Consider the following 23,453-nt stretch of genomic DNA (forward strand, 5'->3'; position numbering starts at 1 on the left):
AAGATCATGAACACAATATCCATAACGTTCGGCCCCAGGATCCCGTTTACGCGGGATCGAAATTCAACAGCCTGCTAGGAAGCCCCGACATGAAAAACGAACTTTCGATCACCCTTGTTTCCGCCGGCTGTACCACCAGCGGCGACATGATCGTTGATCACGGCATCAGCTATTTCGGCCTGCTCGACGGAGGACTTTTCTCGACGCAAGGCCTCTTGCACGTCGGCGAAGGAGGTCTGGTAAAGGGCAACGTCCACGGCGACCACGTGCGTATCGACGGTCGCGTCGACGGCAACGTCCATGCGCGCGGCACTCTTGAAATCAACGGGCACGTCTCGGGCGACATCATGTACTGCGGCACGATACGCCTGGGTCCGCGCGCCGTGCTTAACGGCACGCTTAAGCGCGTGGCCCGCATGCTGACGGTCGAACCGGAAGCCAGCGAGAGCGCAAAACCGGAGCTCGCGTCTGCAGGCGCGGCTGCGGATGCGACCGCGCCCGAGCGGGCGGAGTCCAACGTAACCGAATTCGCGCGCGCGAAGGCCTGAACATGAAATTGCGCACTGTCGCGAGCTGCGTCTCGATCGCTCTGGCGCTTGCTATGCCTTTTTCGGTCATCAACATGGCTCGTGCGTTTCTGGACAACGGCATAGCGCGCGCCACGCTCGACATCCGCGAGGGAAAGGTCCGTGGCCTTAGCGAACTGGAGGGCGACGTTCACAGCCTTGCGCCCGCTCAGGCTTCGACGATTCTGTCGCGTCACAGTCTGTCGAGCGCCGGCGATCTCTCCAACCGGATCGCTGTGGCTCGCGCCGATGTCGCGCTTGCCCGGTCAGACTACGTCAGATCAACTGCGGGCCTGCAGCGCGCCCTCATCATCGGTTTTCTTTGCGTCGCGGCCACAAGCTGGGCGGTGTTGAGCCTTGCTACCGTTTGGCCCCGGGCTCGCCGCGCCGCTGCAGTGACTGCCTGACTCGATGGATTGCATCACCGTCGACTGGGAAGCGGCAGCACAGGAAGCCGCCTTCGACGGACTCTGCTTCTGCATGCTAAACGACGGCCGTTTCATCAACCGGCAGGCGATGCCCGACGACACGCCGCACCGGAACCGCTTCACTCCGACAACACAGTTCTTCGAGCAGCACATTGCTTCACTGATTCCCGAGCCGCATGCCTCGCGGACATGACGGTCAACACCTGATTCCCAATCGATACGGAGAACCACATGCAACTGATTCGCAAGGCACTTTTCGCAACGGCTATTGCCGCAGGATTCATCGCCAACGCTCAAGCGTCCGCGACGATTCAGACCCTAAATATCACCTGGTACAAGGACGGCCAGATAATCGACCAAGGCCGGCACATCGTGAATGATGGAACCAGCTTGGCAACATACCAGCATCGCGGCGAGCAGGAAGTCGGCTACGCAAATTGCACGAGCGCCGCAGGCACTACGCGCCTGAGTGCCGAAACAAAGTTTGTTGGACGCTCGCTGCTGATCAGGCCCGTTGCAGTCAATGCCGGAAAGGTTCAGCTATCGGTGTCTGCGATCGACACCGCGCTGGACGGCATCCGCAAGACAGGGACAGCGGAATGCACGTCCGAAGTCGTCGATGTCCACGGCTATACCGCTTCGGAGATTCCGGTCGAACTCGCCGATGGCCAGACCGTTGAGGTTCCGCTGAACAACCCCAGTACAGGCTTGTGCTGAGCCTTCATCGCGAAGCGCTCTGAACGAGGGCAACCGAAAAGGAAAAAAGGAGCCGCCGGCTCCTTTTTTTCTACTGTCTCGCCGCTTCTCCGACGTCCGTGCCGTCGCGGCCGTTCAGGCAGCTTGCGCACGCTGCTCAATCTGAGCCTCAGCAACGAATCGCGAGGCGAAGTTTTTTGCGGTACCCGAGATCATCAGCGTCTCGCGCGCCCGGGTCATCGCGACGTAGAACAGCCGCCGTTCCTCGGGCTCAGTCGATTTCGGGTCGGGGACTATGGTGTCTTCGGATCGCGCGATCCAGACGTGATCCCACTCGAGCCCCTTCGAACTGTGCATCGTCGTCAGGACCAGCGCGTCCGGAGCGGCCTCGTTGTTGTCCTGCCGGAGGAACAGCAGCCGCTCCGCGAAGGTTCCGCTCAGACGCGAGAGGACGTCGTAGGTCGCCTGGATGGTGCGGATGCCGTTTTCCTTCTTCGTGTACTTGAGCAACCACTCGTTGACGCCTGACAGAACCAACGAATAGAACTTCCGCTCGCAGAGCCCCCGCCATTCGGCGAGCCGCTTCATGAATTCGCGATAGTTCGTCGCCGCGTCTTCGGGCATGCCGAGTTCAACCAGCTCCGCCCGCGGCTTCTGAACAAGCTCGGCGCCCATGTTGGCGTGCAGCGCACGCAGATGGTCGGCATGCAGTCCCGAATGCGCCAGCACGGCGTCAAGCCCCGTCGCCTTCACGCCTTCAATGATCTCCAGCAGATTGCAGAGCAACGCACCTTCAGGACGATTGAGAACCGATGCCCCCGACGCGCGGTGATACTTCACGCCATACGAACGGCAAACGGCCTCGAGCGGATCAAGGATGCGGTTAGTCCGGGCGAGGACCGCACACGTCTTGCCGCTATGCAGCAAGGGCGCCAGCGCCTCAATGGCAGCCTCGGCTTCCACGTATTCGTCGGCGTGCCGGGATGCCTCAACCCGGCCGCCAGCGCCTTTCTCCGCGCGCAGCACCTTCGGAATGCGGTCGGGATTGTTGCGGATCACCTGATCGGCGGCCGCAAGGATCTCGGCGCGGCACCGATAGTTGCTCCCGAGCACCACTGGTTTGGCCTCAAATTCCTTGATGAATGATTCCATGCCGCGATAGCCAAGTGCCTCGCGGAAAGCGTAGATGCTCTGATCGTCGTCGCCTACCACCGTTACGACCGAGCCTGCTTTTGCGTGAAGCTCGATCCACCGGTACTGCAGCGGATCAGTGTCCTGAAACTCGTCGACCAGCAGGTAAGTGAACGGGTACGGTAGGATGGTGCCGTTCTGCATGCCCTCAACGGCGAGCCGAAGCATGTCCTGAAAATCTATCTTGCCGTTGCGCGCCAGCGCCTCCTGATAGGCGCTGTACAACTGCCCGTCGGCGCTGTTGACGTCGCACCGGCCGAAATTCGTTTTGATCTTTTCGATCGTCGGGATGACGTCTTCGGCCTTTCCGTCGAGCCCGAGATCCTGCATGACGCGGATAAGCAGCCCGAGGCGGTCACCGTCGCTTGCAATGTCAGGCGACCGCGCACCGGGACGCTGAAGCTGTTTGTAGGCGAGCGAATGGAACGTGCCCGCGACAAGGCGCTTCTTCGCCGCCTTGCCCGCCACGTGAAGGATGCGCTCACGCAGCTCGAGCGCAGCGTCTTTCGAGAACGTCACCGCGCCGACGACAGCCGCACTGTCCTGCAACAGCAGCGCGGCCTTGGTGGCGATCGTTTTCGTCTTGCCCGCGCCAGGGCAGGCAATCGCCACGCAGTTTTGGCGCAACTGGGCGACTTCCCGCTGCTGCGGATTGAGTTCGTCCAGCATGACGCCTCCTTACAGGCCGCGGACAGTGGTCATCAGGCGCAGGTGCGTCATGTAGCCACGAACGCCGAGCGGATTCACCTTCTTCAGGAAGTGCACCGTTTCGTCATCGACGTCCGACTGGTCGCGAATGCCGTTCCAGACCATGAAGTCAAAGTGATCCATCACCTTGTCGAACTTCATGATCGCCGCGAGCACGCGCATCGAAAACCGCGAATACACTTCGACGGTCAGGTCCAGCGCCGGCATCGGGATCGACGGCTCGAACACGAACTCGCCCGCTTCGCGCAGTTCCGCCTCCTTCTTCTCCCGGAAGCCCGTTGCGACGCGCAGTGCCTCATCCACGTATTCTTCGATCGACTTGATCTGCTTCTCGAAGAAGCTGTTCACTGCGGTCTTGTCGCCCTCGCCGAATGTCGAGTCGCCGAAGCGTTGCATGTTCACGCTCATGCGGTTCAGGTACGGCCACCATTGCTCGAACAAAGGCTTCAGCCGCGTGTGGTTCAGCCGGACGTTAGCGGGCACGACTGCCGCGCCGGAAAGCTGCCGCTCCATCAACTGTCGGCCAAGCTCACGGCGGCGCTTGATGATGGCGATACGCTCGCTGGCCGGAAGATCCCGGAACAGCTTGCGGGTCTTTTCAACCTCGGCGCGCTTCATGTTCGCGTCATCGGGCGTTATGACCCCTTCGCTCTGCAGGCGGTCCGCGTCCGCCTCCATCTGCGTCAGCTCGCTCTCGATCTCACGCGCGCCCTCTTCGGCGCCGTCGTGACCGCCGGCATCGCCAGCCGCGTGTGATGTCTGGTCCAGCTTATTCAAATCGGCCGCAGCAGCAGCGGCAGATGCAGCGGACGCCTTCACGTCTGCCGTCACGAGGCTTTCCAGTTCGGTATCTGCGACAGCGGTGGTGCTCATGCCCGTTTCTCCTTGGTGGACCTGTGTCGTTTCATGTTTGGTAATCGGGCACGCACAACGCGTCCCCACCAATGCAATTGTTGCGTCGTCACCGGGCTCAGAGCGCCCGAAACACGCGTTATTTCACAAGTCTTTAAAGGCGAAAGGGCGCTTGCGCGTCATCGGCGGCCGGGAAAAGAAGCCACTGCCGGACAGCGGAGCAGCAGTCCGGCAGGACGAGAAGTGAAATGGGAGAGAAGCAGAGGGAAAACGGACCGTAAAAAGCCGATCTGCTTTTCTGGATCACTTACCGAGCCGACTGGAACGACTCAGCGGCTTTCCATAGCAGCGCGCCAAGAAGTACGGCGACAACCAGCCAGTAACCAGCAAGTACCGGCACCGGTGCGACGAGCACACCAAACAGCGTGCCCGTGACGATCATCAGGCCGTGGCCCGCGAGATGAAAGGAGAGCGGGCTGACATAGCCGGCCGCGGCCGCCTTGATCTTTCTGCGCGCCGTGCCGTCGACAAACATGCCGAGCGCAAAGCACAGCGTGCCCACGATCCACATTTTCATGACCATCGCGCGGAACATCGCCCGGTAAGCGAGCAGCCAGAAATTTTCCGTCCACGTAGCCGAGAAGCTCGACATGCCGCCGTCATTGAACCCGTTGAGGTTGCCCGACGCTGCCAGCGTCCGGTGCAGCAGTCCGTTATCCACAAATGACCGCTTGAACAGTTCGTTCGCCGAGCGGACGGCCGCGTCCGCCCTTTCCTGCCCGACCGACGCAACGAGTGATTCGGTTTCGGCGTCTGGGACCTCGAAAAGCTTGCGGTCGGGAATCGCAGGCATGACTGCAATCGACAGGACGGGAACGAGGAGGAACCAGACCTTCAGGTGCGAACCAAACCGGCTAGCCATGGATCAGCCTCACCACGACGAGAATAGGGATTGCGGCAACCGCCAGCAATCCGCCCCAGAACAGGAAAGGTCGGTTGACGACGACCGACGCCAGCGCGTAGGCCCGCGCGCCCGCGCCCCAGGTGAACCCTTCGGGCGGCGTCGCGTCCGGCTCGTCGAAAGCGCCCGCCGTGTCGAGCGCGCGCCGGGCCGTGTCGTAATCAGCCCGGGACAACTTCGCTATTATCGTAGCGGTGAGCGACATCGTATTCCTCGAAGTAACGACGGAACGCTTCGCCTTGCAGGACGCGCGACGCCAGTTGAAAAGCTGCGGTGCGCTCGGTAATGTGTTCCGGGCAACGCTCGTCGACCATCTCCAGCTCGCTGTTCTGATGCCGCTCCTCGAAAGCGGAAATCGGCTCCAGCATGGGCGACCAGACACTGATCCTGTCACCGCGGCGCGCAACATAGCGGCGCGCGTAAAGGGACTTCGCTGGCTCGAACAGCCCCTGCATGAATGCGACGTGCTGATCGCCGGTACGCTTGGCTCGCTTGAAGCTCGCCAGCGCCGATTCGATCATCTCTGCGGCCAGCGGCCCCCTGTCTCCAACGAAGCGCTCGCCGACGAAATCGGCAACGCGTGAGCACGCGAGTTCCAGATCCGGCGCAATGTTGAAGACGGGGACCAGCTTGTGCGAAAGCTTGTGATCGCGAATGATGTTTTTGAAAGCAGCGGACATAGGGTGTGGTTCAGCCTTCGATAATGGGGATTCGGCCCTGGTAGACGGCACCGCCGGAGATGCGCATGAAGTACTGCAGGTTCGGCAACCGATGGATCAGAGGCATCGGAATCAGTGGCACCTTCTCAAGCTGAAGGGTGCGTGACTGTGATCCGCTGAACTCCATCGCATGCGCTTCGGTCGTGGTGTTCGTGCTATTCGAGATGTTCACCACCCGAATCGCTGTCTCCCCCACCTTGTCCGAGAACCACTTGGCGGTATCGCTATCCTCCAGTCTAAGGATCACCTGGTTGTTGAGGTTGCCCAAAACCTGCAGCATTTTCGCGGCGTTTCCAAGCTTCGCTTCGAGGTCGGCGCGCGCCTGGAAAGCAACGAACGCCTTGAAGCCAGCGCCCCGGCCCTTGTTAAGGATCTGAATAACCTGCTCGTTGATTGCCTCGGCGATCTCGTCAATGATCAGAACGACGTCGGGCTTTTCGGCGTAGAAGTTGTAGATCGAGCCGCAGACCGCCGCCACGTCCGACAGCGCCATCGACGCGATCGCCTTCTGGACGATGTTGTTCGACAGCGAATCAAGGCCCATGTACAGCACGGCTTTCTGTTTGATGATCTTGTCGATGTCCCAGATCTCGCGCTCGTCCTCGAAGTCGTCGGCCTTCGGCGCGAGCATGAGGCCCGTCTCGCCGGTAGCCAGCATCTGCAGGAGCGGCAGCGCCGACGCGATGATTCGCATGTAGTGCTCGCGATCGTGCGTGTGCGTGGCGATAAGCCCGTCGATCGTTTCGTGCCCACGATCTTGCGCAGCGAAACGGTCCATGTAAAGCTTGGCCATCCCGTCGACGAGCGAAATATCGTTTTTGCGAACGCTATCCTTTACGGTCTGCGCGACCGTTAGCTCCTCCCAGTTCGACATCCCGTTTTCGAGGAAGAAGCGCCGCAGGCCACGCTCGAGCAACGTGCCAATACCGGATTGCGCGTACTTCAGGATCGAGCGAAGGTTCGGCTTGTCGCCGACGTACAGTTCGCCCTTTACCGCACGATCGATGAACAGGAAGGCGAAATCCCGGAATGGCCCTTCTTCCATTAACTGCGCGATCCGCGACGGAATTTCGGAGGGCTGCGACCAGTTCTCTAGCGGATTGAGGCGGATCGACTCGTGCGGCTTCGCCTGATTGAAGTAGAGGAATTTCCGGCCGGCGCGCGCGCACTCCTTTTCCACGCGCTTCTTCCAGTCATCATCGTTCTTGGGGTCGACGATGATCAGCACGTCTTTCGGGTTGTAGATGACCTGCGTCGAGATCACCTCGTACGTGCGGGTCTTGCCCGCGCCGGTCGTACCGCCAACGAGCGTGTGGCCGCCCATCGCCTTGTAGTGAAACGGCACGCGGACCTTTTTTGGCTCCATGCCGTGAATCCACGACGAGCCTTGCGGCATGCGGTCCCGAATGCTGTCGCGAGGCGCGAAAAGCCGCTCAATGCGCGCTTCGGTTTTGCGACCCAGTTCCGTCTTGTTCAGCCACTTCGGCAAGAACGGAATATCGGTCACGGGCATGCGGAGAATGTCGTGAGCGATCTGGGTGTGCTTCTGGGTCCATTCAAAGCCGATGCCGAGATACATCGAGTCTTCGCGCTCACGCATCTTGCGCTGCGTCTCAAGCAGCTTGCCGATATGGATCTTGCTCAGCCACTTGGTCGAGATCGCCATACGGAAGCTGAGCGCCCGCCAAACCTGAATTCCGCGGATGACCAGCAACGCGAAACATACGAGCGCGAACGCCCAACCATAGGGCATGCCCGATGCGAAGATACCTACGATTACGACCGGCCAGACGAGCAGCGGCCGGAACTCGTAGATGGGGCGAAAGTGGTTAATGTAGTTCATGCCGCCGGGCGCTCCATGATCAGACGACCGGCATGCTCAACGATGCAGATGTCGTTACCAGCCGCGCGCAGCAGCAGGCTGCGCTTCCTGAGTTGCTCAACGAGCGTATCGCTCGTAATGCCGTAACCGCCGATCAGACGCTTCTGCACGGCCAGCCCCTTCTCTTCCCACGTCACCTTAGCCTTGCCTGCCGCGACATCGCCAGCGAGCGCCCGGAAGAATTCCCGCATCATCGCGGAGCCCGGGCCGAGAACTTCGGTTAGTTCTTCGTCCGTTGGGCCGTTACGGGTTGGCCGCACAGCAGCGGGTGCGCCCGCTGTCATCTGCGACGGATCGACGGCGGCCGCCGGCGTGGGCCGCACGGCTGACGGGTCAACGGGGCGAGTCGCGGCCGCCGTGGCGGCCTGAGCTTCGCTGCGCTCCAACGCATCGAGCAACGACTGGGAAAGCTGTGGGCCGCCCGAGGAAGAACCGGAGGTCGGCTGGGCCGCGCTGCCGGACGGCAAAGGTGCCACCGCCGCCTCACTGGCGGTCTCCGCGGACGGTGCGAGCGGTACTGCTTCCGTTGGGGCGGGCGGAACCGGTGTTGCCGCGACGACCTGCGGCTGCAGTTCGAGCGCCACATGCACCGCGGACGGCACGTCGAATTTCACTGGCGCGAATACACCGCGCTGCGCCTTACGCTCGAATTCCACCGAAACGTCCATCGCCTGGCGCACCACCTTGTGCACGAGCGCCTCAAATCCCTGCGGACTCTTCTCCGGGTTGATCGCGCCAAAAAGATCGGCAAGTACTGCGTTGTCCAGTCCTGACAGCAGTTCGGGCGTGATGACGGTTTGCGCGAACATCGCAGTGCGCATCCGTTCACTTTTGAGCGGGGTCGCGCGTCGCTGTACGAGATAGTCACCCTCGCCCACCCAGTTGCCGAACGCTCCATGTGCAGCCGGACTCCAGGCCAGCTGATCGACTACCCGCACGATCTCGAAGTGCCTGCAGGGCTCGTCAAGCGACGAACAGGCGGCGGCAAGAAACACAGCGTAGATGTACTGCGGCTCCAGACGCCGCCGCTTGTCGGACGTCATGTCGGCGGCAAACTTCTGACCGCCGGCGAGCCGCATCGCATAAAACGTCGATTCGATGGTCGCGCGGAATGCGCCGCCCGGTTCGGCATGCAGCTCAGGCGTGAGCGGCATGGACGAGAACCACGCCGCGCACCGGCGCAGCACCGACAGCCATTTGCGTTCAAACTCGGCTTCGGTGCTTTCGTTCGCGCACTGCCGAACCAGTTCGATACGCTTTTCATGCGTGGCCAGCAGGTCACTGGCCTTCATCGGACGGTGAACGACGCTCATGGGATAAACCTCATCGCAGTCTTCAATGCGCTCGTGCCAGTCGCCCCCGAACCGCTGCCAAACATCCCCGCGAGCTTTGGAATCTCGAACGACAGCATCAACAGAAAGAGCGCGAGGTCGAAGGCGAATCCGGCGCTCAGCTGGGTCTTCGTACCATTCGACGTGGCCTGGCCTACCGCGCTCGAGATCGCTCCGCCCATCAGTTTGAACAGCACCGCCACCATGACGACGTACATTCCCGCATTGATCATCCAGTCAAGCCAGCGCTGGAAGTAGCTGCGGGTGTAGCTTGAGAAGCCGAGCGCCATTGCAATCGGCCCCAGCACAATACCGATCGCCGCGTGAATCTGGCCGATTGCGGAGTAATACATGAAGACAATCGAAGCTACGCACATCGCCAGAAAGGCCAGAAAGAGCGCGATGACGTCCGTCAGCGTACCGTTGAAGTCGGTCAGCAACTTGATGTTCAAGACCTTTGCCTTTACGGCATCAAGAAAACTGCCTCCGAGCGTCGAGAGTTGCGTCGATATGTCGTTGTTGGCGCCGCCTCCTATACTCGTCGCCAAGTCCTGAAACCAGGCCCAGAAGCCCGGCGCGGACGTTGTATAGCCGAGGTACAGCGCAACGAAGATGCCGAGAACGGCTACTTCTTCAAACAGACTCGCCCATGCCGTGATGGGGTTGTGTGTTCCAGAAAACCGCACGCCTGCCAGCACAAGCGTGATCACGCCGAGTCCCCATGCGAACTTGTCGGACTCTTTGCGAACCGTGTTGCTGACCGTGACAGCGGTCGGGATGAGATTTCCCACCAGCCCCGATATCTGTCGCTGCGCATCGCCCGCACCCTTGGCCCAGTCACCGTCCTGGCCCGAGAGCGGCGCTGTCGTTGACGAACTGGACGTGGTGCTACCCGTATTGAACGTTGTGCCATCGGGCAGCGTCATGTTGTCGTCTGCGAAAGCCGCTGGCGTTGCCAGTGCCGCGCCAAGCAGAAGACAGAGCGGAAGCAGGACGCCGAGCAGCCGCCTGAGAAAGAAATGGCTCACGACTTATTGCCCCAGCACGTTTGAAGATCCGAGCGTTGCGTTATACGCCGCGCGCTCCTTGTCCAGTTGAACCTGAAGCGCGGCCTTCGCGGCATTGCGCGACTGATCGTCTGCGGTTTCGGCAGATTTCGCGACGGCGTCGCTCTGCTGCTTCGCGGCCATCATCTGCAGCATGTCGCTGTTCTGGCTTGCGACGATGTCCAGCAGGTGCGTGGTGAGTTGCGCCGTCGCTTCGGCAGTCGGCGACATGTTCAGCTGGTCCTGGATCTCCTGACGACGTTTGGCGAGCGCGCTCACGTGCGATGTCACATCGTTGCCCATCTGGAAAAGTTGCTTGGCCGTCTTGTCGTTATTGCTGATGAGCGTGCTCTGGTCAGAAAACCACTGCGCCGGCGTCTTGCCAGACTGCGTGATCAGTGCCTGGACCTTCGTCGCGTACTCCGCGTTCGACTGCAATCCACCGTACAGTGACTTCAGCGTATCGGTGTACTTCGTCAGGCTGGTGATGTCGTTGGTGATCGAGGTCGCCTGAGCCAGCATCGCGGACGGATCGAGGTTGGTCGCCTGCTTCAACTGATTCAGCATCATCTGGTACTGATAGATCAGGTTGGTGTCCTGATACACCTCGCCTTTGACCGCGCCGACGGCCGTAAGCGTGTTCTGGACCAGGTTGGTCGGGTCAATGACCGGCAACGTCGCGTGACTTTGCTGTGCGAAACCGAGGGTCAGTACGGCCGTCGCGGCCGCAGTGCGGAGCAATGTTTTGATCATGGTGAGGGTTTCCAGGAGTAAGACTGACGTTATGCATGCGCGAGCACGTCGCGCACGTATTCGCCCTGCCAGTTATCGACGCCTGACTTCACGTGCTTGTCGAGAATCGCCTGCGCGCGGCCATCAGAGCGGAGATAGGCGAGCGATTCCTTCGGGAAGCTCGCCTGAAGCATGCGAGTCTGAGTCGACGTCACCCACAGGTAGTCGCGATTGGGCACCGCGTTCGAAATCATCCTGATCTGGTGTTCGGTCAGGCCGAAAATATCCCGGTACAACGCCTGGTTGTTGATTGCGTCGCTGTTGGGCAGATAGATGATGTTCGGAATGTTCTCCTTCATGATCTCGAAGTTCGCCACACGGGCGAGCTGCCCGAGCGATTGCGTGGCCATGAGCAGGGCCGCATTCAGCTTCCGGATGGTCACTGCCCAGATTTCAAGTCGTGCGTAGAACTTCGGGTAGGTGAAGAAGAACCCGGCCTCCTCGATTTCGATCACCGTGTAGCGCTTGCCGTCGAGAATCTGCGCGATCCGGTAGAACGCATAATCCATGAAGAGCGCTGCCGCCACCGGAAAATTCTGGAACAGGTCGCCCATCTCGATCGACAGGTCATCGGAGAGCGAAAACCCATCCTCGACGTGATCGAAGAAGCGGCCGTCTTTCTGACCATCGGTCCAGACCGCCAGCCGCTCGCGCAACTCGGCAGGGAGCAGCGTGATCAGCCCGGACAAGCGCCACTTCTCGCGCGGGAAGGCGGTCGCCAGCGTACGGATACGTTCGAAGATGTCGGTTTCCTGCTGCGGTGTGCAGGTGTAGTCCTCGCCCTCGATGACGAGCTTGACCCACTCGGCGACGTACGACCAGTGCTTCGAATCCCCGATAAGGGAGAGCGGGTTGACCGACGTCGCCGCCTCAAAGCGCCCGGTTGCGTCGATAAACTTCCCGCCGCCCAGCAGCGTCGGGATACGCGTCGATCGGTCCTTGTCAAAGCGGATACGGCGCGCGCCATGTCGCCCCGTCTGCGACATCAGGTAGTTAAGAATCACCGACTTGCCGGCGCCGATCGGGCCGACAACCAGGGTGTGCGCCTTGCCTCCGGGGTGGTGCAGATCGACGTTCTGTAGTGTGCGATGGCGCGTCGGCAGGCAGGTAAGCGGGCCGGTCTTTTTGCCGGACTGCTGCGTCAGCCACTCGTTGACGGTCGATCCCTCGCCGACGCTGCACAGCGGCGCGATGTCGGAGACGGCCGGGGTCTCAACGAATTGCAGGCGCTTCTGCTGATCCCAGCGCCCGGGCAGTGTCGAACACCATGCGGCAAAGAGATTGTCTTTTTCCACGATGACGCCGAAGCCGGCGTTGCCGATGACGCCGACGACGTGCCGTGTGGCGTCTTCGCATTCCTCTGGCGTGTTGCCGTAGACGATGACCGAGATGTTCGCAAAACCGTACTGCTGGCCTTCGGCCTCCAGCTTCGCAAGCGCCTCGCTGGCCTCTTTCGCAAGCTGCTCGCGGCCTTCGTCGTTCTTCTGCTCTTCCTTGGTCGCCCACTGCTTGAGAATCGCAACCGGGTTAAACGCGGCCGCCTTGTAGAAGCCGCGGATCTTGCGGATATAGGCACTCGCGCGCGAGGTGTCGAGAAAGCGGAACATGACGCAGACGTCGAGCTCGGCATCGACCTGCGAGAGCACATCGAGCGCCGCCTCCTGGAAGCCCATCCACTCCTTCACACCAATGATTCGCGCGTACACCTTGCCGTGGGCCGACTCAAACATCAGCTGCTCGGCGCCGATCGTCACCTGCGTTTCGGTCAGGTGCGTGTCGAGCATCGTGACCGGATAGCGCACTCGTCGTTTGGGTGTGCTCGGATTCGCGCGCTGATGCAGGAACGACAGTGCGTTCTGCAGTTGCAGCCGCTTCATCTTCAGCCGGGTGACGCCGCCGGTGAACCCGTCGATGACGGCCTCGAACCGCTTGATCTCATTCTGCAGTTTCGTCAGATCGAAAACGAAGGCGCTGCGGGCAAGTACCATGTCCTTCGCGGCCTCAAAGAGCGCGACGAAGAGGTTTTTGCCGCCGACCGTCATGTGATAGCCGATCTTGTCGAAGATGCGCGACAGGCCGGTCTCCGGCGTGAACGCGAGCGCGAGCGAATGGGAGTTGCGGAAATACTTCCCGCTACCGATGTTTGCCTGGTTGATGGCGTCGATGCGCGCGTCCGCCTCGCTGGCGAAATCACCATCGACACCGCCCTTCACGCGCCGGTGCGAGACTCGCCACCACGCGGTGACCCGGTGATCGAAGTTCCGGCATGCGTGATCAACGTTGTCACGGGCGGCCGTGATGTCGCCCGGGTTCGGCGTATCGGCATCGATGCCGTCGAACTCGAACACGGTGACAAGGGAGCCATCCTTGTCGAGTACGAGCTCGGGCGTGACGAGCGTCATCCACGGCGCAATTTCCTGCACCGCGCGCTTCGCGAATGGCATTATTAGCATGGAAGATCCTGATCGAACCCGTAGGGGCGCTTGAAACGTGCACTGAACTTGCCGTGCGGCTCGGGTGCGTAGACGTCCGGGTAGCGGTTGTAGATAACCATGACCAGCCGCCACCAGGGATCTTTGGAACTGCGCCAGCGAAGGTAGAAGTGCGCAACGACGCCCAGCACCAGGAACGACGGCGTCCAGCTCGTGTAGGTAAGCAGCGCCGTGAGCGTGCCGTTAAGGATCGCCAGCATCCGGTCTGCCCCACCCATCTGGCGCGGCAACGAGAGCCCGCGGCTGACCTTGTGCTGGCGCATATCAGCAGGCGACTGCCATGTGGAAATGGTCGCGCATGATCGGCACCGCGACCGAGGCAATACCCAGACCGACCAGCACGACAGAGAACGTCTTGGCGATGTTGCTTTCCGAATTTGCAACGGCAACGCCGCCGATCACAATCAGGATGATGCCGATACCGTACAGGTACGGGCCGCTGATCAGGTTACTGATCGTGCAGATGATGTCGGTCAGGCCAGTCAACGACGAGTAGTCGCCTGCGGCCATCGCCGCTGCGGAGGCAACGCTCAGCAGCGCCCCGACAATCATCGGCTTGCCTGGGCGCAGCTTTCTGGCGACTGCTGCGGCTATACTGAAGAACTTCCCTTGCTTCATGTGGTGCTCCCGTTAAAAGACCCGTCGTAGGTCATAGTCGTTGTTTCGAAAGCCCCGGATTTCGAGGATTTCGGAGACGTGCCGCATCTCGCCCGTGCGTTTGAAATGCACCACGTAGTTGAAACAGTCGGCGATGTTTTTCCGCATGTCGTCGAGTTCCCAGCGGGAACCTGTCGGTATGCCGAGCATCGCGAGGCTCTCCAGGCGGCTCAGTGCGGTTCGCGCGTTGTTGGCGTGAAGCGACGCGAGGCCGCCGTCGTGGCCCGTATTGAGTGCCTGGAGCAGGTCGTAACCTTCACCACCGCGGACTTCACCAACGATGATCCGGTCAGGTCTGAAACGCAGACACAGCGCGACAAGCAGCTGCGTCGTGACGTTCGTATCGGCGTTGGACAGGAGGCGCACACGGTTCGGAACCTGAACCTTCAGTTCCATCGTGTCCTCGATGGTGATCACGCGCTGGTCTTCGGGAATGACGCCAACGAGTGCGTTGAGGAACGTGGTCTTGCCCGCGGACGTTCCGCCGGCGACGAGAATGTTTTTCCGCGACTGCACGAGCGCCTTCAGCGCGCGCATGAGCGCTTCATCCTCAATGCCATCCTCGAAATGAATGGCTTCCGCTTCCGCCGGGCGCGCATTTGCCGCCGAGAACGCGCCCATGCTGACGTAGTCGTCGAGCGTCATCTTCGACTCGCGGTGCTTACGGATGCTGAGCGCGTGCCCATCGATGGCGGTCGGATTCATAACCGCAGCGATACGCAGGTTCTTGTGACCGGCGTTGATGATTCCCTTGTCACTCCCCGCGTGTGCCGACTTGTCCACCGATGACGCGAGCGAATGAATCGCACCTTCAAGGTGCTCCGGGCGAAGGTCTACATTGACGCGAGACATCACGCCGCGATGCTCGATCCACACGTTGCGATGATCGTTGACCATGATTTCCGCGAGATCGGGCGCGTCGAGCAGATCCTTGAGCGGGTTGAGCGCCTCGAAGAACATCGCGACAGCCTCCGCTTTTAGCGGCTGAAGCTTCAGCAGCGGGTTGTCGTCAAGGTCGTGCATGCGCGGCTTTGTGGGCGATCTAACATGCGACTATTGTTCTCGTTGGCATTGCTGGGCAGGCTTCAAAAGGGGCACGAAATCGCACGGCTTTCCCGTTGTGCGGTGACGAAAGTCGGCCATGATCTTCATCGCTGGCCGGTCCCGCCGGACGTCCACGCGGGGCGTCGCCGTTTAACGCGTTACAGATGGAAACCCGGAAAGACCCCCAGAAACGTATAGCTTTCCGGCGCACCGGCGCGGTATTCGATGGTTTGAGGAGTGCGACGGGCGAAAAAAACCCGGCGCGAGGCCGGGTTGGGTTAAAGAAGCTGGAGACGTCAGCAGATGACTTCGACGGTCTCGCCGAATGGCGCCTTCCGTGCCCGCGCGAGCGGCGTGGTCGACGCCCACAACACCGGGTAGTGCGGCGCGGCGGCCGGAAACGAACCGACCATGTCTGTCAGATAGACCAGAAATGCCGGATTGATGCCATCGGCCGCCACACGGTTGAACGGATCGGTGAACGCCGTTCCGCCGCCACCGCGCACGGGCTTGATCTCCGGCGAGTCACCCCGCTCGAAAACCTGCACCTGTGTAACCCGCGTATCGCAGTCCATCACGATCAACCGGGCGGGCTTGAGCGTGTGAAACACCGACAGGATCTCCGCATCGAACTGGGCCTGCGTCTCGTCAAACACCGAGCCGCTGGAGTCCCGCACGAACACGGCATCACCAACGGCCGGCGTGTTCAACGAGGGCAGGTAGAACCCCAGATGCAGGTATCGGCGATTCGGCTGGGCGAAACTGTAGTCCGTCGGCGATGACTGTTGCGCGAAGCGATGAAGCACCGCGCGCCAGTCAACAACGGGCCGTACTGCCTCGCCAGCCATCGCCTGCAGGTCGCCCGGCAGCTTGCCGCGCATCTGCGCCGCTTTTGCGGCCTGCACGACAGCTACCTTCCACTCGGCTTCTTTCACAGGCTTGTCAGTCCCCGAGTACTGGCGGACCTCACCGCACGATGAACCTGCAGACGTCTCTGGATCACCCTGCCCACCACCTGCCTGCGACTGCGGGTTCGGATTGCCACCCTTGCCATTGGGCCTGTCATCAGGCTTGCTGCCACCCTTTGCATCCGGCGCTGACGACTGGCCATCCTGCTTGGGCTGCTGCTGTTGCGACTGCTGATCGGACTTAGGTTTAGGCTGCTGCTCAGGTTTGGGCTGTTTCTGCTTTGCCTCCTGAGTGAGTGCGCCATAAATCTCTTCGACCGACTTTCCAGCAAAGCGTGCGTCATGCAGCGCGCCCTTCGGCAACACGAAATCCGACGAAGTGAGAATCGGAGAGATCGCGTATTGGCTTGAGTCACTCCACCGCCCGCTCTCTCGCGCGCCCTGACGCCAGCAATGACCGTTGGCCACCTGCATGACTTTCAGCGCCAGCACGCCCCGCAGCTCCAGGTCGCTCAGCTTGTCGATATATTCGGGGTTATAGCCCAACGATTCCCCGTCTACCCAGCATTCTTTCGTTGACCGGTCCTCAACCATCTTCAGGCGCAGTGCGAGCGACCCGAAAAACGGTTGGGACAGAACAAGCTCAGTACGCTGTCTGGCAATGCGCGGATGGACCGTGCCATTGCCAGCTACCGTCACGGTGCGATCCATGATCGCCCCCTTAAGCAACGAGGCGCAATTGCGCGCTCTGGTCCGCGGGCTCGATCTCCGTTGCCGGCATCATGCCCATGAACGCGGCCATCAGCCCCTCGATCTCCTGTGCCTTGCTGGCCACCTGGGAACGCAGGACATTCGACTCCTTCAGGTCCGCGCCCGTGTGAACGGCGAGATGCGTCTTCGCCTGATCGAGGATGTGCGTGAGCTTCGGATCGTTAGAGAAGTTGAGCTTCGGCAGCAACGCGCACAGATCGCGCACGTTGTTGGCCACGTCCAGACGCACGTTGCCCGTCGCATACAGCCGCGACGCCATCTGGGAGACAGCCGTATGCATCCGTTCGACGAGATCCTCGTTCGCGGTCGCGATCGACGCCAGCACGTGCTCATCGAGTTCGCTTTTCAGCGTCGTCAGCACGTCTGCGGGCAGGTCGACGCCGAACTGGCTGGCGTCAGGAAAGGGCAGCACGGCCATCTTCACGCCGAACTTGGAGGACAGTTCAGCGAGGGTCGGATAATCCGCCTCGTTGAACAGGCCGTTCAGTTCCGTACGGGCGCGCTCCTTCAGATCCAGGTAGTCGGTGAGAAACACGGATACCGCCAGATCGAACTCGTCTTTCATCGAGCGCATCCGGTCAGCGAATTCCATGTAGATCATCGTCGGCAGCAGCCGCACCCCAAGCTGGTCGTACTTCAACGAGTGATCGTAGAAGTATTTCCGGATGCGGCCGGCGAGCGTCACCACCTCCTGAAAACTGGGCGAGCTTTCGGGCAGCAGGCGCTTGTTGAATCTGCCGATGCCCTTTGCATGGTGCTTGTTCTCGACCTCTTCGGTGGCCTTGCCATCGAATCGACGGGCAACCCACGTGGAGATCGTGACCGAGCACAGCATGACTTTCGACTGGATGTTGGTGTTCATGAAAAAAACTCCGTATAGGAAATGAATGGATGATGCGAAAAAAATGGCCCTGCGCGTCCTCGCGGACACGGCAGAGCCATGAGTGATGAAGCTGGGAGAGAAGTGGAATGGAAAGGCTGATCAGCCGCCTTTAATGATTGCGCCGATCTCGCCGCCCTGCGCCCTGATGAAGGCGTAGGAGTTGGCGATTTCCGGCGTGCGCTCCAATGCGTCACGCACGAGTAGCGCCGCGAATTCGCGGTGGCCCGCTTCGATCATGCGTTCCGTATAGGTCACGACTCGATCGAAGTTGGCTTCCGTCGCGCGCGCAGCCAGAGCAGTTGCGATTGCGTAAAGCGTCGACGGCGTCTGGGGGATCATCGCCTTGTCGGGCGTTGCCAGAAGCGCATCGGGGTTCGGCAGTTCGCGGTAGATCTGCAGGAAGCTGACAAGCTCCGTTGCAGCGCCCTCGCCCACCGATCCCGCATGCGAGATGTGCTCCAGGTGTTTCGGCACCACGCCCATCGTCTTCGCGACGAACCCCCAGCTGCGGGGACTCGGCGTATTTTCGATATCGCGTGACGTCTTCTGCACGGAGAGCAGGTCCGGACGGAATCGCAGAAACGCGATCAGTTCGGGCGGCACATTGTTTTGCACAGCCCACTTCGTCCAGCCGTCGATCGTCGCCTCGAGTTCCACCACCGTTGCGAACCGAGAAATGACGGGATCAAGAATTCCCGTCACCCCCGCGTTATCGGTCCGGCGGTTTGTCGCCGCAAGAAACGTCACGTGCGGCGGCAAGACGTGTTCACCGATACGGCGGGCAAGCAGAAGTTGCATCTTGGCCGCCTGAACGGCGGGCGAGGCCTGTCCCAGATCGTCAAGAAACCAGATGAGCGGACGTCTCGCCTTCATCGCGCGTTCGAGATCACCGAACGGCAGGAACTTCGCGTTCAAGCCGTCTGGCGCCGGAAACGGCAACCCTTTCGAGTCGGTCGGATCTTCAACGACGGGATGGCTGATAAGCAGTTCGTGATCGGTTGCAAGCGCGACCTGTTCGACGATATCGCTCTTGCCGATACCCGGTCGACCGGTAATCAGCACCGGCAGACGCTTCGGAACGTACAGCGAGAGCAGTTCGGTCAGTTGTGCGGGCGTAACTTTCATGATGGCTTTCCTGAAAAGAGAAAGCCCCGAAAGGACTACGCCCGTAGGGACGTGGTCCCTGTGGGGCGATAAAAGAATGCCGACGAGTCGGCGAGGTCGATGCGTCTATGACGCGGGAGATGACCCTCAGTGTAGGGAGCGCCGGCCGCGCGCAATGCCCGAATCGTCGCTTTTTCGTATGGCCTTACGCCTGCAGCCGCATGGAACAGGCGAAAAAAACCCGGCGCGAGGCCGGGTTGGTCCAAAAAGACTGCATTAAGCAAATCAGGCGTGGTGAGCCACCTGCGTCCGGCCGAACACTGCTGGATGGACGCTGCCGGCGGCACGCGTAGCCTGATGTATTTCGATAATACGCTGGCGGGCCTGCGCAGAACCGGCAGATTCCCACTCGGCCTGGCAGACTTCGTCATATCCTGCAAGCGCAAAGATGCCGCGACGACGGGAAGCAGCACGCACACCAAGCAGCTTGATGCCGAACACCTCACGCACCGTCTGCTTGGCGACGCGGTTGCGCTCGTCAGGACAGTCCATGATATTCAGCAGGTAATGCACGTCGCCGCTGTCGATCGCTTCCGAGATCTCATTTCCGAGCGCGAAAGTCTCGCGCCCATGCTCCAGCAGCGCGATCTGCATCTGGAGATCGAACGTCCGCTGAGATATCTGCCCGGCCGAGCGTTCCTTGCGCAGCCGTGCCACCGTTGTATCGCGCCGCTTGTCCGCCATGTTCTGCCGGTACACCTCAGCGAACTTCGACACAGGAGCTCCGAGCGGCTGGGGAGTCGCGTAGCAGTCAGGCAGGTTGTGCGCCTGCACCAGCCCGTGACGGAACAGCAGGTCGTCGACCTCCTCATAGCTCGGAACGTTCGATGCCAACCGCATCACCATCGCGAGCAGCGCAGCGTTGCCCGAACTGATTCCGCCCTGCACCCGCCAGCATCACACTGGCGAGCACACGAACCTTGTCTGGCGACATCTCGCCGCGCAGCTCCGGCACGTCGATCAGCGCCCGGCCCCAGCTCACATCCAACGTGAACCTGTCGGGCAACTGCCGATACTCGCCGAGCACCGACTCAGGAACAGCCCAGCCTTCCGCGAGTGCGTACGCGACATGGACCTCATGCCGCCCGTTCCGATGCCGCGTGCGACCGTACTCCGGTCCTGCATAGCGGAACCCGAACCGGCGCTCGCACTCGGACTGCAGCAGTTCGAACAGGTCCGGGCGGCCACGGGCATCAGCCGCTGCCTCCACCTGCGCCGACGAGAAAATCAGGCGGGGAGTCGATGCCAGGTCGAACGCGTCATACAGCAGCTTCCAGTGCGAGCGTCGAATCTGCCATGCAGCCTTCAGAACGCCATTCGGCCGGAAGTACGCGCCGTCGATCTCATCGAGCAGCGAAAGGAAAACGTCTTTGGCAGTCACCGGCCGGCGTACTGTGAGCGCGCCGTTGTGCCGGATGACCGGAACTGGCTGACCGCCATGCTCAAGCACGATTTCCGACGATTCAAGCGCAACCAGGCGCGCGTCGGTCCTGAATACGGCGAGGACTTCGAGCAGCGTGCCGATGGAGAGGGAAAGACCTGCGAAGGAGAGTTGATACACGATTGCTCCGGGAAAAGAAGAAGCGGGCAATCGCTCCCTTGTCGGGCCGAGTGCCCGCGGAGGGTTGAATTGATGGTTGCGTCTTGCGACGCGAGGGAACGGGTTAAGCGACGTCGATCGCGTTGGAGATAAAGCGCGCCAGTTGCCATGCCTGATCTGCGACGAACACCTTTGCACGCAGAAGTGGCATCACGGCATATCCGCGGCCAACGACATCCGGTATTTCGGTGCGCGTTATCCAGTCGACGTGGACGATCCAGCCTTCGGATCTGCCAGTGTCAACCGAGACAGCGACGCGGTTCCAGACGCTGTCCGCGGGCCAGACCCGGTCCATGCGCGCGCCGCTCGTTGCCTCGTTCGGATCGTCGAGCATGTTCGCAGCCACAAGCCACTCGGGCTCAAGCTCCGTACCGTGCAACACCTTGCAGAGCATCGAACAGACCTCGCCGACGGTCTTGCCTTCGACATCCAGGCGGTCACCGCACCGCAATGCATCGGCGCGCGTACCGGCGATCGCGGCCATGACGCTTCCGTTTCCGGTCGCCGAGGCAACGGCGACGGGCTGCTGGTAGCCCACTGGCTTTACAAATGCATGGTTCATTTCTGGTCTCACAAAAAGAAAAACGCGCCCGAAGGCGCGCTCAATGGTCGAAAAGGACGAAAAAAAAAGCCGCTCCCCCGAAGGGTGCAGCCCTATTCCTGTAATGCAGCGCTAGGCGACTTTTTCAGTCGCGTTTGCCCCACTCGCGTTCGCGATCGGCGCGTCGGCCGTTCTCGGCCGTCCACATGAAAAATGCACGGCGAAAACCCGACTGCTGTTCAGGTATGACGATTTTTCGCGATCCATTCGAATCGACTGTCACCGCCACTGGAAACCCGTCGTGCTCGAGCACGAAAGACGGCAAACACTCAGTTTCGTCCATCACTTCCAGCAGGGCATGAAGACGCGGAGGCAGATGCACCTGCCCCGTTTCTGGGTCAAGCGTCACTCGCTCCGTAATCGTCGTACCGCACGAATACTCGACTTTGACCTTCGCAAGTTTCATCGACGACCTCCCGAAGATGTGTCGATACCGCCTGCAAGTCGAAGGCCGTCAAGGAACGACTGATAACCACGCGTCGACTCGATCTGCTCGAGCGGAACGTAGTTCTCACCGCCGCCCGTGAGGTCCGAGCGACCGCGGCGCGTGCGGAAGCTGAGCGCCACCGCTTTCTGACAAGGCCGGTCCAGCACGTCGACAAACAGCGTCTCAGTGCGCAGGGAGACACGCCCCGGGAAATTCCGGCGCGACGGTTCGACAACGATTTCATGAGAGCGCAAACGCAGGTCTTGCGCCACGCGGCGAAGCACGCGCGAGGCCTGCTGCTGAAGAGCAGCGGTAGCGCCGGCGCCAGCGGATCGACGATCCGCATAGAACAGCTTGGGAAAATTCATGATGAACCTCGAATAGACGAGGCGACTCCCTTGCGAGGAGTTGCCCCGCAAGGGAAGCGCGCTGCATAGGGCGCGCGGAAAAATCAGTGGGTAATCCGGTAACCGGATCCGCTGGAAACAAGATAGACACGTTCGCCGAGAGCGAACTGCTGATCGTCAACCTGCGTCACCACAACGGTCTGCCCGTCGGCGCGACGCAAAAAAACTTCAACGCCGCTGTGACGCGACATTGCAGCGCTGATGTGCTGCGAGATGAAGCCAGCAGCAGCACCCGATAGGGCACCCGAGATATAACGACCGCGCCCGTTCCCGATGACCTGAGAGCCGAGAAACGCGCTTGCCGCCGTACTCACGATCGTAGTCAGCCCCGACGAATCGGAGTTCGATTCGATGGTGATCTGACGGACCCGGATGATCGTCGCCTGTTCCATCTGGCCGAGGTGCTGGACGTCGTAACGCTGATACGTATTCGGTGAGCCGAAATCCGCACTAGCACACGCGGTCAGGAGGGAAAGCAGAACGACGCTGAAAAGGAGCTTGAACATGGGTTGCCTCAACGAGAAAGGGGCAACCATCCCGTCAGGGAGGTTGCCCTGACGGGAATAATGGCAGAGTTAATTACCTAGCGACGCGCGTCAGATAGTGAAGATCCACGCGACCGCTCTTGACCAGTTCACGCTCGGCATCGAACGGAACGTCGAAATCGAACTTGACCGTGGCCGTTCCATCGCTCCAGAGGTACAGGATCGTCCCACTGAATTGACGGATCGGCAGCTTTGCAACGGTCTGAGCGAAAACGCGCTGTTTCTCGCGAAAGCCCCACTTTTCCGGAACTCTATGCGGATCAGCGGAAACTGCCAGAACACGTGCGAGTTCTTCGGAAACGATAATCTGCTGCGACATGGTGAGGCTCCTTGAAAGGGGGAGCCATTCCCATTGGGAGGTGGCTCCCAGATGGGTACATGGAATGAGGACGGACAGATCCGGCCTGAAGCTACGGCGTGCTACGAACGATGGAAGAATCCATCGCATCGGTAAAAAGGAAAAGGCCGACGCGAACGTCAGCCTTTTCAGTGATCCATTCAGAGAGTGAATGGCTGGAGAGAATAAATTGGACGGTCCTCTGGAGGATCGTCTGGAGGTCGATGCGCAGTAGCGCAGGGAATGAAAGCAGTTTATCCCCGCCGGGTCCCTGTCATGCCCACAATGCTTCGGTTTTCAGCCCCTCTCTCACCCGCAGCGATAACAACGGACAAAAAAATGCCAGCCCGCAGGCTGGCGAATAGAGTTGGCGGTTTCAAGCCGAAGTGCAACAAGGGGGTTAATGTTTAGCGTCTTGGGGTTGACTTGCTGAGGCGAGCGTAGC

27 protein-coding genes are annotated in these 23,453 nt (G+C 60.7%); 4 read left to right on the top strand and 23 right to left on the bottom strand.

All coding sequences use genetic code 11. From position 1 onward, the window contains the following. The 4 genes from EVC45_RS39555 to EVC45_RS39570 all read left to right on the top strand — a co-directional run. The coding region (locus tag EVC45_RS39555) for a polymer-forming cytoskeletal protein (RefSeq protein ID WP_248295438.1) at positions 1-548 on the top strand (548 nt) is incomplete at its 5' end. 2 nt (positions 549-550) lie between these two features. Next, the gene (locus EVC45_RS39560) at positions 551-973 is read left to right on the top strand and encodes a hypothetical protein (protein WP_129963551.1); all 423 of its coding nucleotides are present in this window, start codon (positions 551-553) and stop codon (positions 971-973) included. A gap of 4 nt (positions 974-977) precedes the next feature. Then, complete coding sequence (locus tag EVC45_RS39565; RefSeq protein WP_129963552.1) at positions 978-1,187, top strand: hypothetical protein; 210 nt, start codon at positions 978-980, stop codon at positions 1,185-1,187. A gap of 38 nt (positions 1,188-1,225) precedes the next feature. Then, positions 1,226-1,711, top strand: coding sequence for a hypothetical protein (locus EVC45_RS39570; protein WP_129963553.1), 486 nt, complete (start codon positions 1,226-1,228; stop codon positions 1,709-1,711). A 114-nt stretch (positions 1,712-1,825) separates the two neighbouring features. On the opposite strand, the gene EVC45_RS39575 is transcribed toward EVC45_RS39570, so the two are convergent. From EVC45_RS39575 to EVC45_RS39685, 23 genes are all read right to left on the bottom strand, one after another. Continuing rightward, positions 1,826-3,550 (bottom strand): ATP-dependent helicase, encoded by a 1,725-nt coding sequence (locus EVC45_RS39575; RefSeq protein WP_129963554.1) that lies wholly within the window; start codon positions 3,548-3,550, stop codon positions 1,826-1,828. Between the two features lie 9 nt (positions 3,551-3,559). Further along, positions 3,560-4,462, bottom strand: a complete 903-nt coding sequence (locus EVC45_RS39580; protein WP_129963555.1) for an ATPase — start codon at positions 4,460-4,462, stop codon at positions 3,560-3,562. Positions 4,463-4,748: 286 nt separating this feature from the next. Continuing rightward, positions 4,749-5,363, bottom strand: a complete 615-nt coding sequence (locus EVC45_RS39585; protein WP_129963556.1) for a DUF4400 domain-containing protein — start codon at positions 5,361-5,363, stop codon at positions 4,749-4,751. Beyond that, positions 5,356-5,607 (bottom strand): hypothetical protein, encoded by a 252-nt coding sequence (locus EVC45_RS39590; protein WP_129963557.1) that lies wholly within the window; start codon positions 5,605-5,607, stop codon positions 5,356-5,358. Before EVC45_RS39590 ends, EVC45_RS39585 begins: the two co-directional genes overlap by 8 nt. Beyond that, positions 5,564-6,082, bottom strand: coding sequence for a hypothetical protein (locus EVC45_RS39595; RefSeq protein ID WP_129963558.1), 519 nt, complete (start codon positions 6,080-6,082; stop codon positions 5,564-5,566). The genes EVC45_RS39590 and EVC45_RS39595 overlap by 44 nt, the downstream gene beginning before the upstream one ends. Before the next feature lie 10 nt (positions 6,083-6,092). Continuing rightward, complete coding sequence (gene traD / locus EVC45_RS39600; RefSeq protein WP_129963559.1) at positions 6,093-7,964, bottom strand: conjugative transfer system coupling protein TraD; 1,872 nt, start codon at positions 7,962-7,964, stop codon at positions 6,093-6,095. Continuing rightward, a complete protein-coding gene (locus EVC45_RS39605; RefSeq protein ID WP_129963560.1) occupies positions 7,961-9,316 on the bottom strand; it encodes a TraI domain-containing protein in 1,356 nt (451 codons plus the stop codon). Before EVC45_RS39605 ends, traD begins: the two co-directional genes overlap by 4 nt. Next, positions 9,313-10,362: a type IV secretion system protein gene (locus tag EVC45_RS39610; protein WP_248295439.1), complete on the bottom strand. Its 1,050-nt coding sequence runs from the start codon at positions 10,360-10,362 to the stop codon at positions 9,313-9,315. The genes EVC45_RS39605 and EVC45_RS39610 overlap by 4 nt, the downstream gene beginning before the upstream one ends. A gap of 3 nt (positions 10,363-10,365) precedes the next feature. Continuing rightward, the gene (locus EVC45_RS39615) at positions 10,366-11,133 is read right to left on the bottom strand and encodes a type VI secretion protein (RefSeq protein WP_129963561.1); all 768 of its coding nucleotides are present in this window, start codon (positions 11,131-11,133) and stop codon (positions 10,366-10,368) included. Between the two features lie 29 nt (positions 11,134-11,162). Next, the gene (locus tag EVC45_RS39620; protein ID WP_129963562.1) at positions 11,163-13,625 is read right to left on the bottom strand and encodes a VirB4 family type IV secretion system protein; all 2,463 of its coding nucleotides are present in this window, start codon (positions 13,623-13,625) and stop codon (positions 11,163-11,165) included. Further along, complete coding sequence (locus EVC45_RS39625) at positions 13,619-13,927, bottom strand: VirB3 family type IV secretion system protein (RefSeq protein ID WP_129963563.1); 309 nt, start codon at positions 13,925-13,927, stop codon at positions 13,619-13,621. The genes EVC45_RS39620 and EVC45_RS39625 overlap by 7 nt, the downstream gene beginning before the upstream one ends. A gap of 1 nt (position 13,928) precedes the next feature. After that, complete coding sequence (locus tag EVC45_RS39630) at positions 13,929-14,282, bottom strand: TrbC/VirB2 family protein (protein WP_129963564.1); 354 nt, start codon at positions 14,280-14,282, stop codon at positions 13,929-13,931. 12 nt (positions 14,283-14,294) lie between these two features. Beyond that, the gene (locus EVC45_RS39635; RefSeq protein ID WP_129963565.1) at positions 14,295-15,344 is read right to left on the bottom strand and encodes a CpaF family protein; all 1,050 of its coding nucleotides are present in this window, start codon (positions 15,342-15,344) and stop codon (positions 14,295-14,297) included. 317 nt (positions 15,345-15,661) lie between these two features. Continuing rightward, complete coding sequence (locus EVC45_RS39640) at positions 15,662-16,984, bottom strand: VWA-like domain-containing protein (protein WP_129963566.1); 1,323 nt, start codon at positions 16,982-16,984, stop codon at positions 15,662-15,664. A 10-nt stretch (positions 16,985-16,994) separates the two neighbouring features. Beyond that, positions 16,995-17,906, bottom strand: a complete 912-nt coding sequence (locus tag EVC45_RS39645) for a hypothetical protein (protein ID WP_129963567.1) — start codon at positions 17,904-17,906, stop codon at positions 16,995-16,997. A gap of 120 nt (positions 17,907-18,026) precedes the next feature. After that, positions 18,027-19,052 carry an ATP-binding protein gene (locus tag EVC45_RS39650; RefSeq protein WP_129963568.1) on the bottom strand — a complete coding sequence of 342 codons (1,026 nt, stop codon included), beginning with the start codon at positions 19,050-19,052 and terminating at the stop codon, positions 18,027-18,029. Positions 19,053-19,316: 264 nt separating this feature from the next. Next, entirely contained in the window at positions 19,317-19,925 is a 609-nt protein-coding gene (locus EVC45_RS39655) for a hypothetical protein (protein WP_129963569.1), read from the bottom strand. Further along, a complete protein-coding gene (locus EVC45_RS39660) occupies positions 19,900-20,652 on the bottom strand; it encodes a hypothetical protein (RefSeq protein WP_129963570.1) in 753 nt (250 codons plus the stop codon). The genes EVC45_RS39655 and EVC45_RS39660 overlap by 26 nt, the downstream gene beginning before the upstream one ends. Positions 20,653-20,755: 103 nt before the next feature. After that, positions 20,756-21,253 (bottom strand): hypothetical protein, encoded by a 498-nt coding sequence (locus EVC45_RS39665; RefSeq protein ID WP_129963571.1) that lies wholly within the window; start codon positions 21,251-21,253, stop codon positions 20,756-20,758. Positions 21,254-21,377: 124 nt separating this feature from the next. Next, positions 21,378-21,698: a hypothetical protein gene (locus EVC45_RS39670; RefSeq protein ID WP_129963572.1), complete on the bottom strand. Its 321-nt coding sequence runs from the start codon at positions 21,696-21,698 to the stop codon at positions 21,378-21,380. Further along, complete coding sequence (locus EVC45_RS39675) at positions 21,695-22,087, bottom strand: hypothetical protein (RefSeq protein ID WP_129963573.1); 393 nt, start codon at positions 22,085-22,087, stop codon at positions 21,695-21,697. The genes EVC45_RS39670 and EVC45_RS39675 overlap by 4 nt, the downstream gene beginning before the upstream one ends. A gap of 83 nt (positions 22,088-22,170) precedes the next feature. After that, positions 22,171-22,632 carry a hypothetical protein gene (locus tag EVC45_RS39680; RefSeq protein ID WP_129963574.1) on the bottom strand — a complete coding sequence of 154 codons (462 nt, stop codon included), beginning with the start codon at positions 22,630-22,632 and terminating at the stop codon, positions 22,171-22,173. Between the two features lie 73 nt (positions 22,633-22,705). Further along, positions 22,706-22,990, bottom strand: coding sequence for a hypothetical protein (locus EVC45_RS39685; protein ID WP_129963575.1), 285 nt, complete (start codon positions 22,988-22,990; stop codon positions 22,706-22,708). Positions 22,991-23,453 lie beyond the last annotated feature (463 nt).

It is taken from the genome of Paraburkholderia sp. UYCP14C, from assembly GCF_004197395.1.
Taxonomy (GTDB): Bacteria; Pseudomonadota; Gammaproteobacteria; order Burkholderiales; family Burkholderiaceae; genus Paraburkholderia.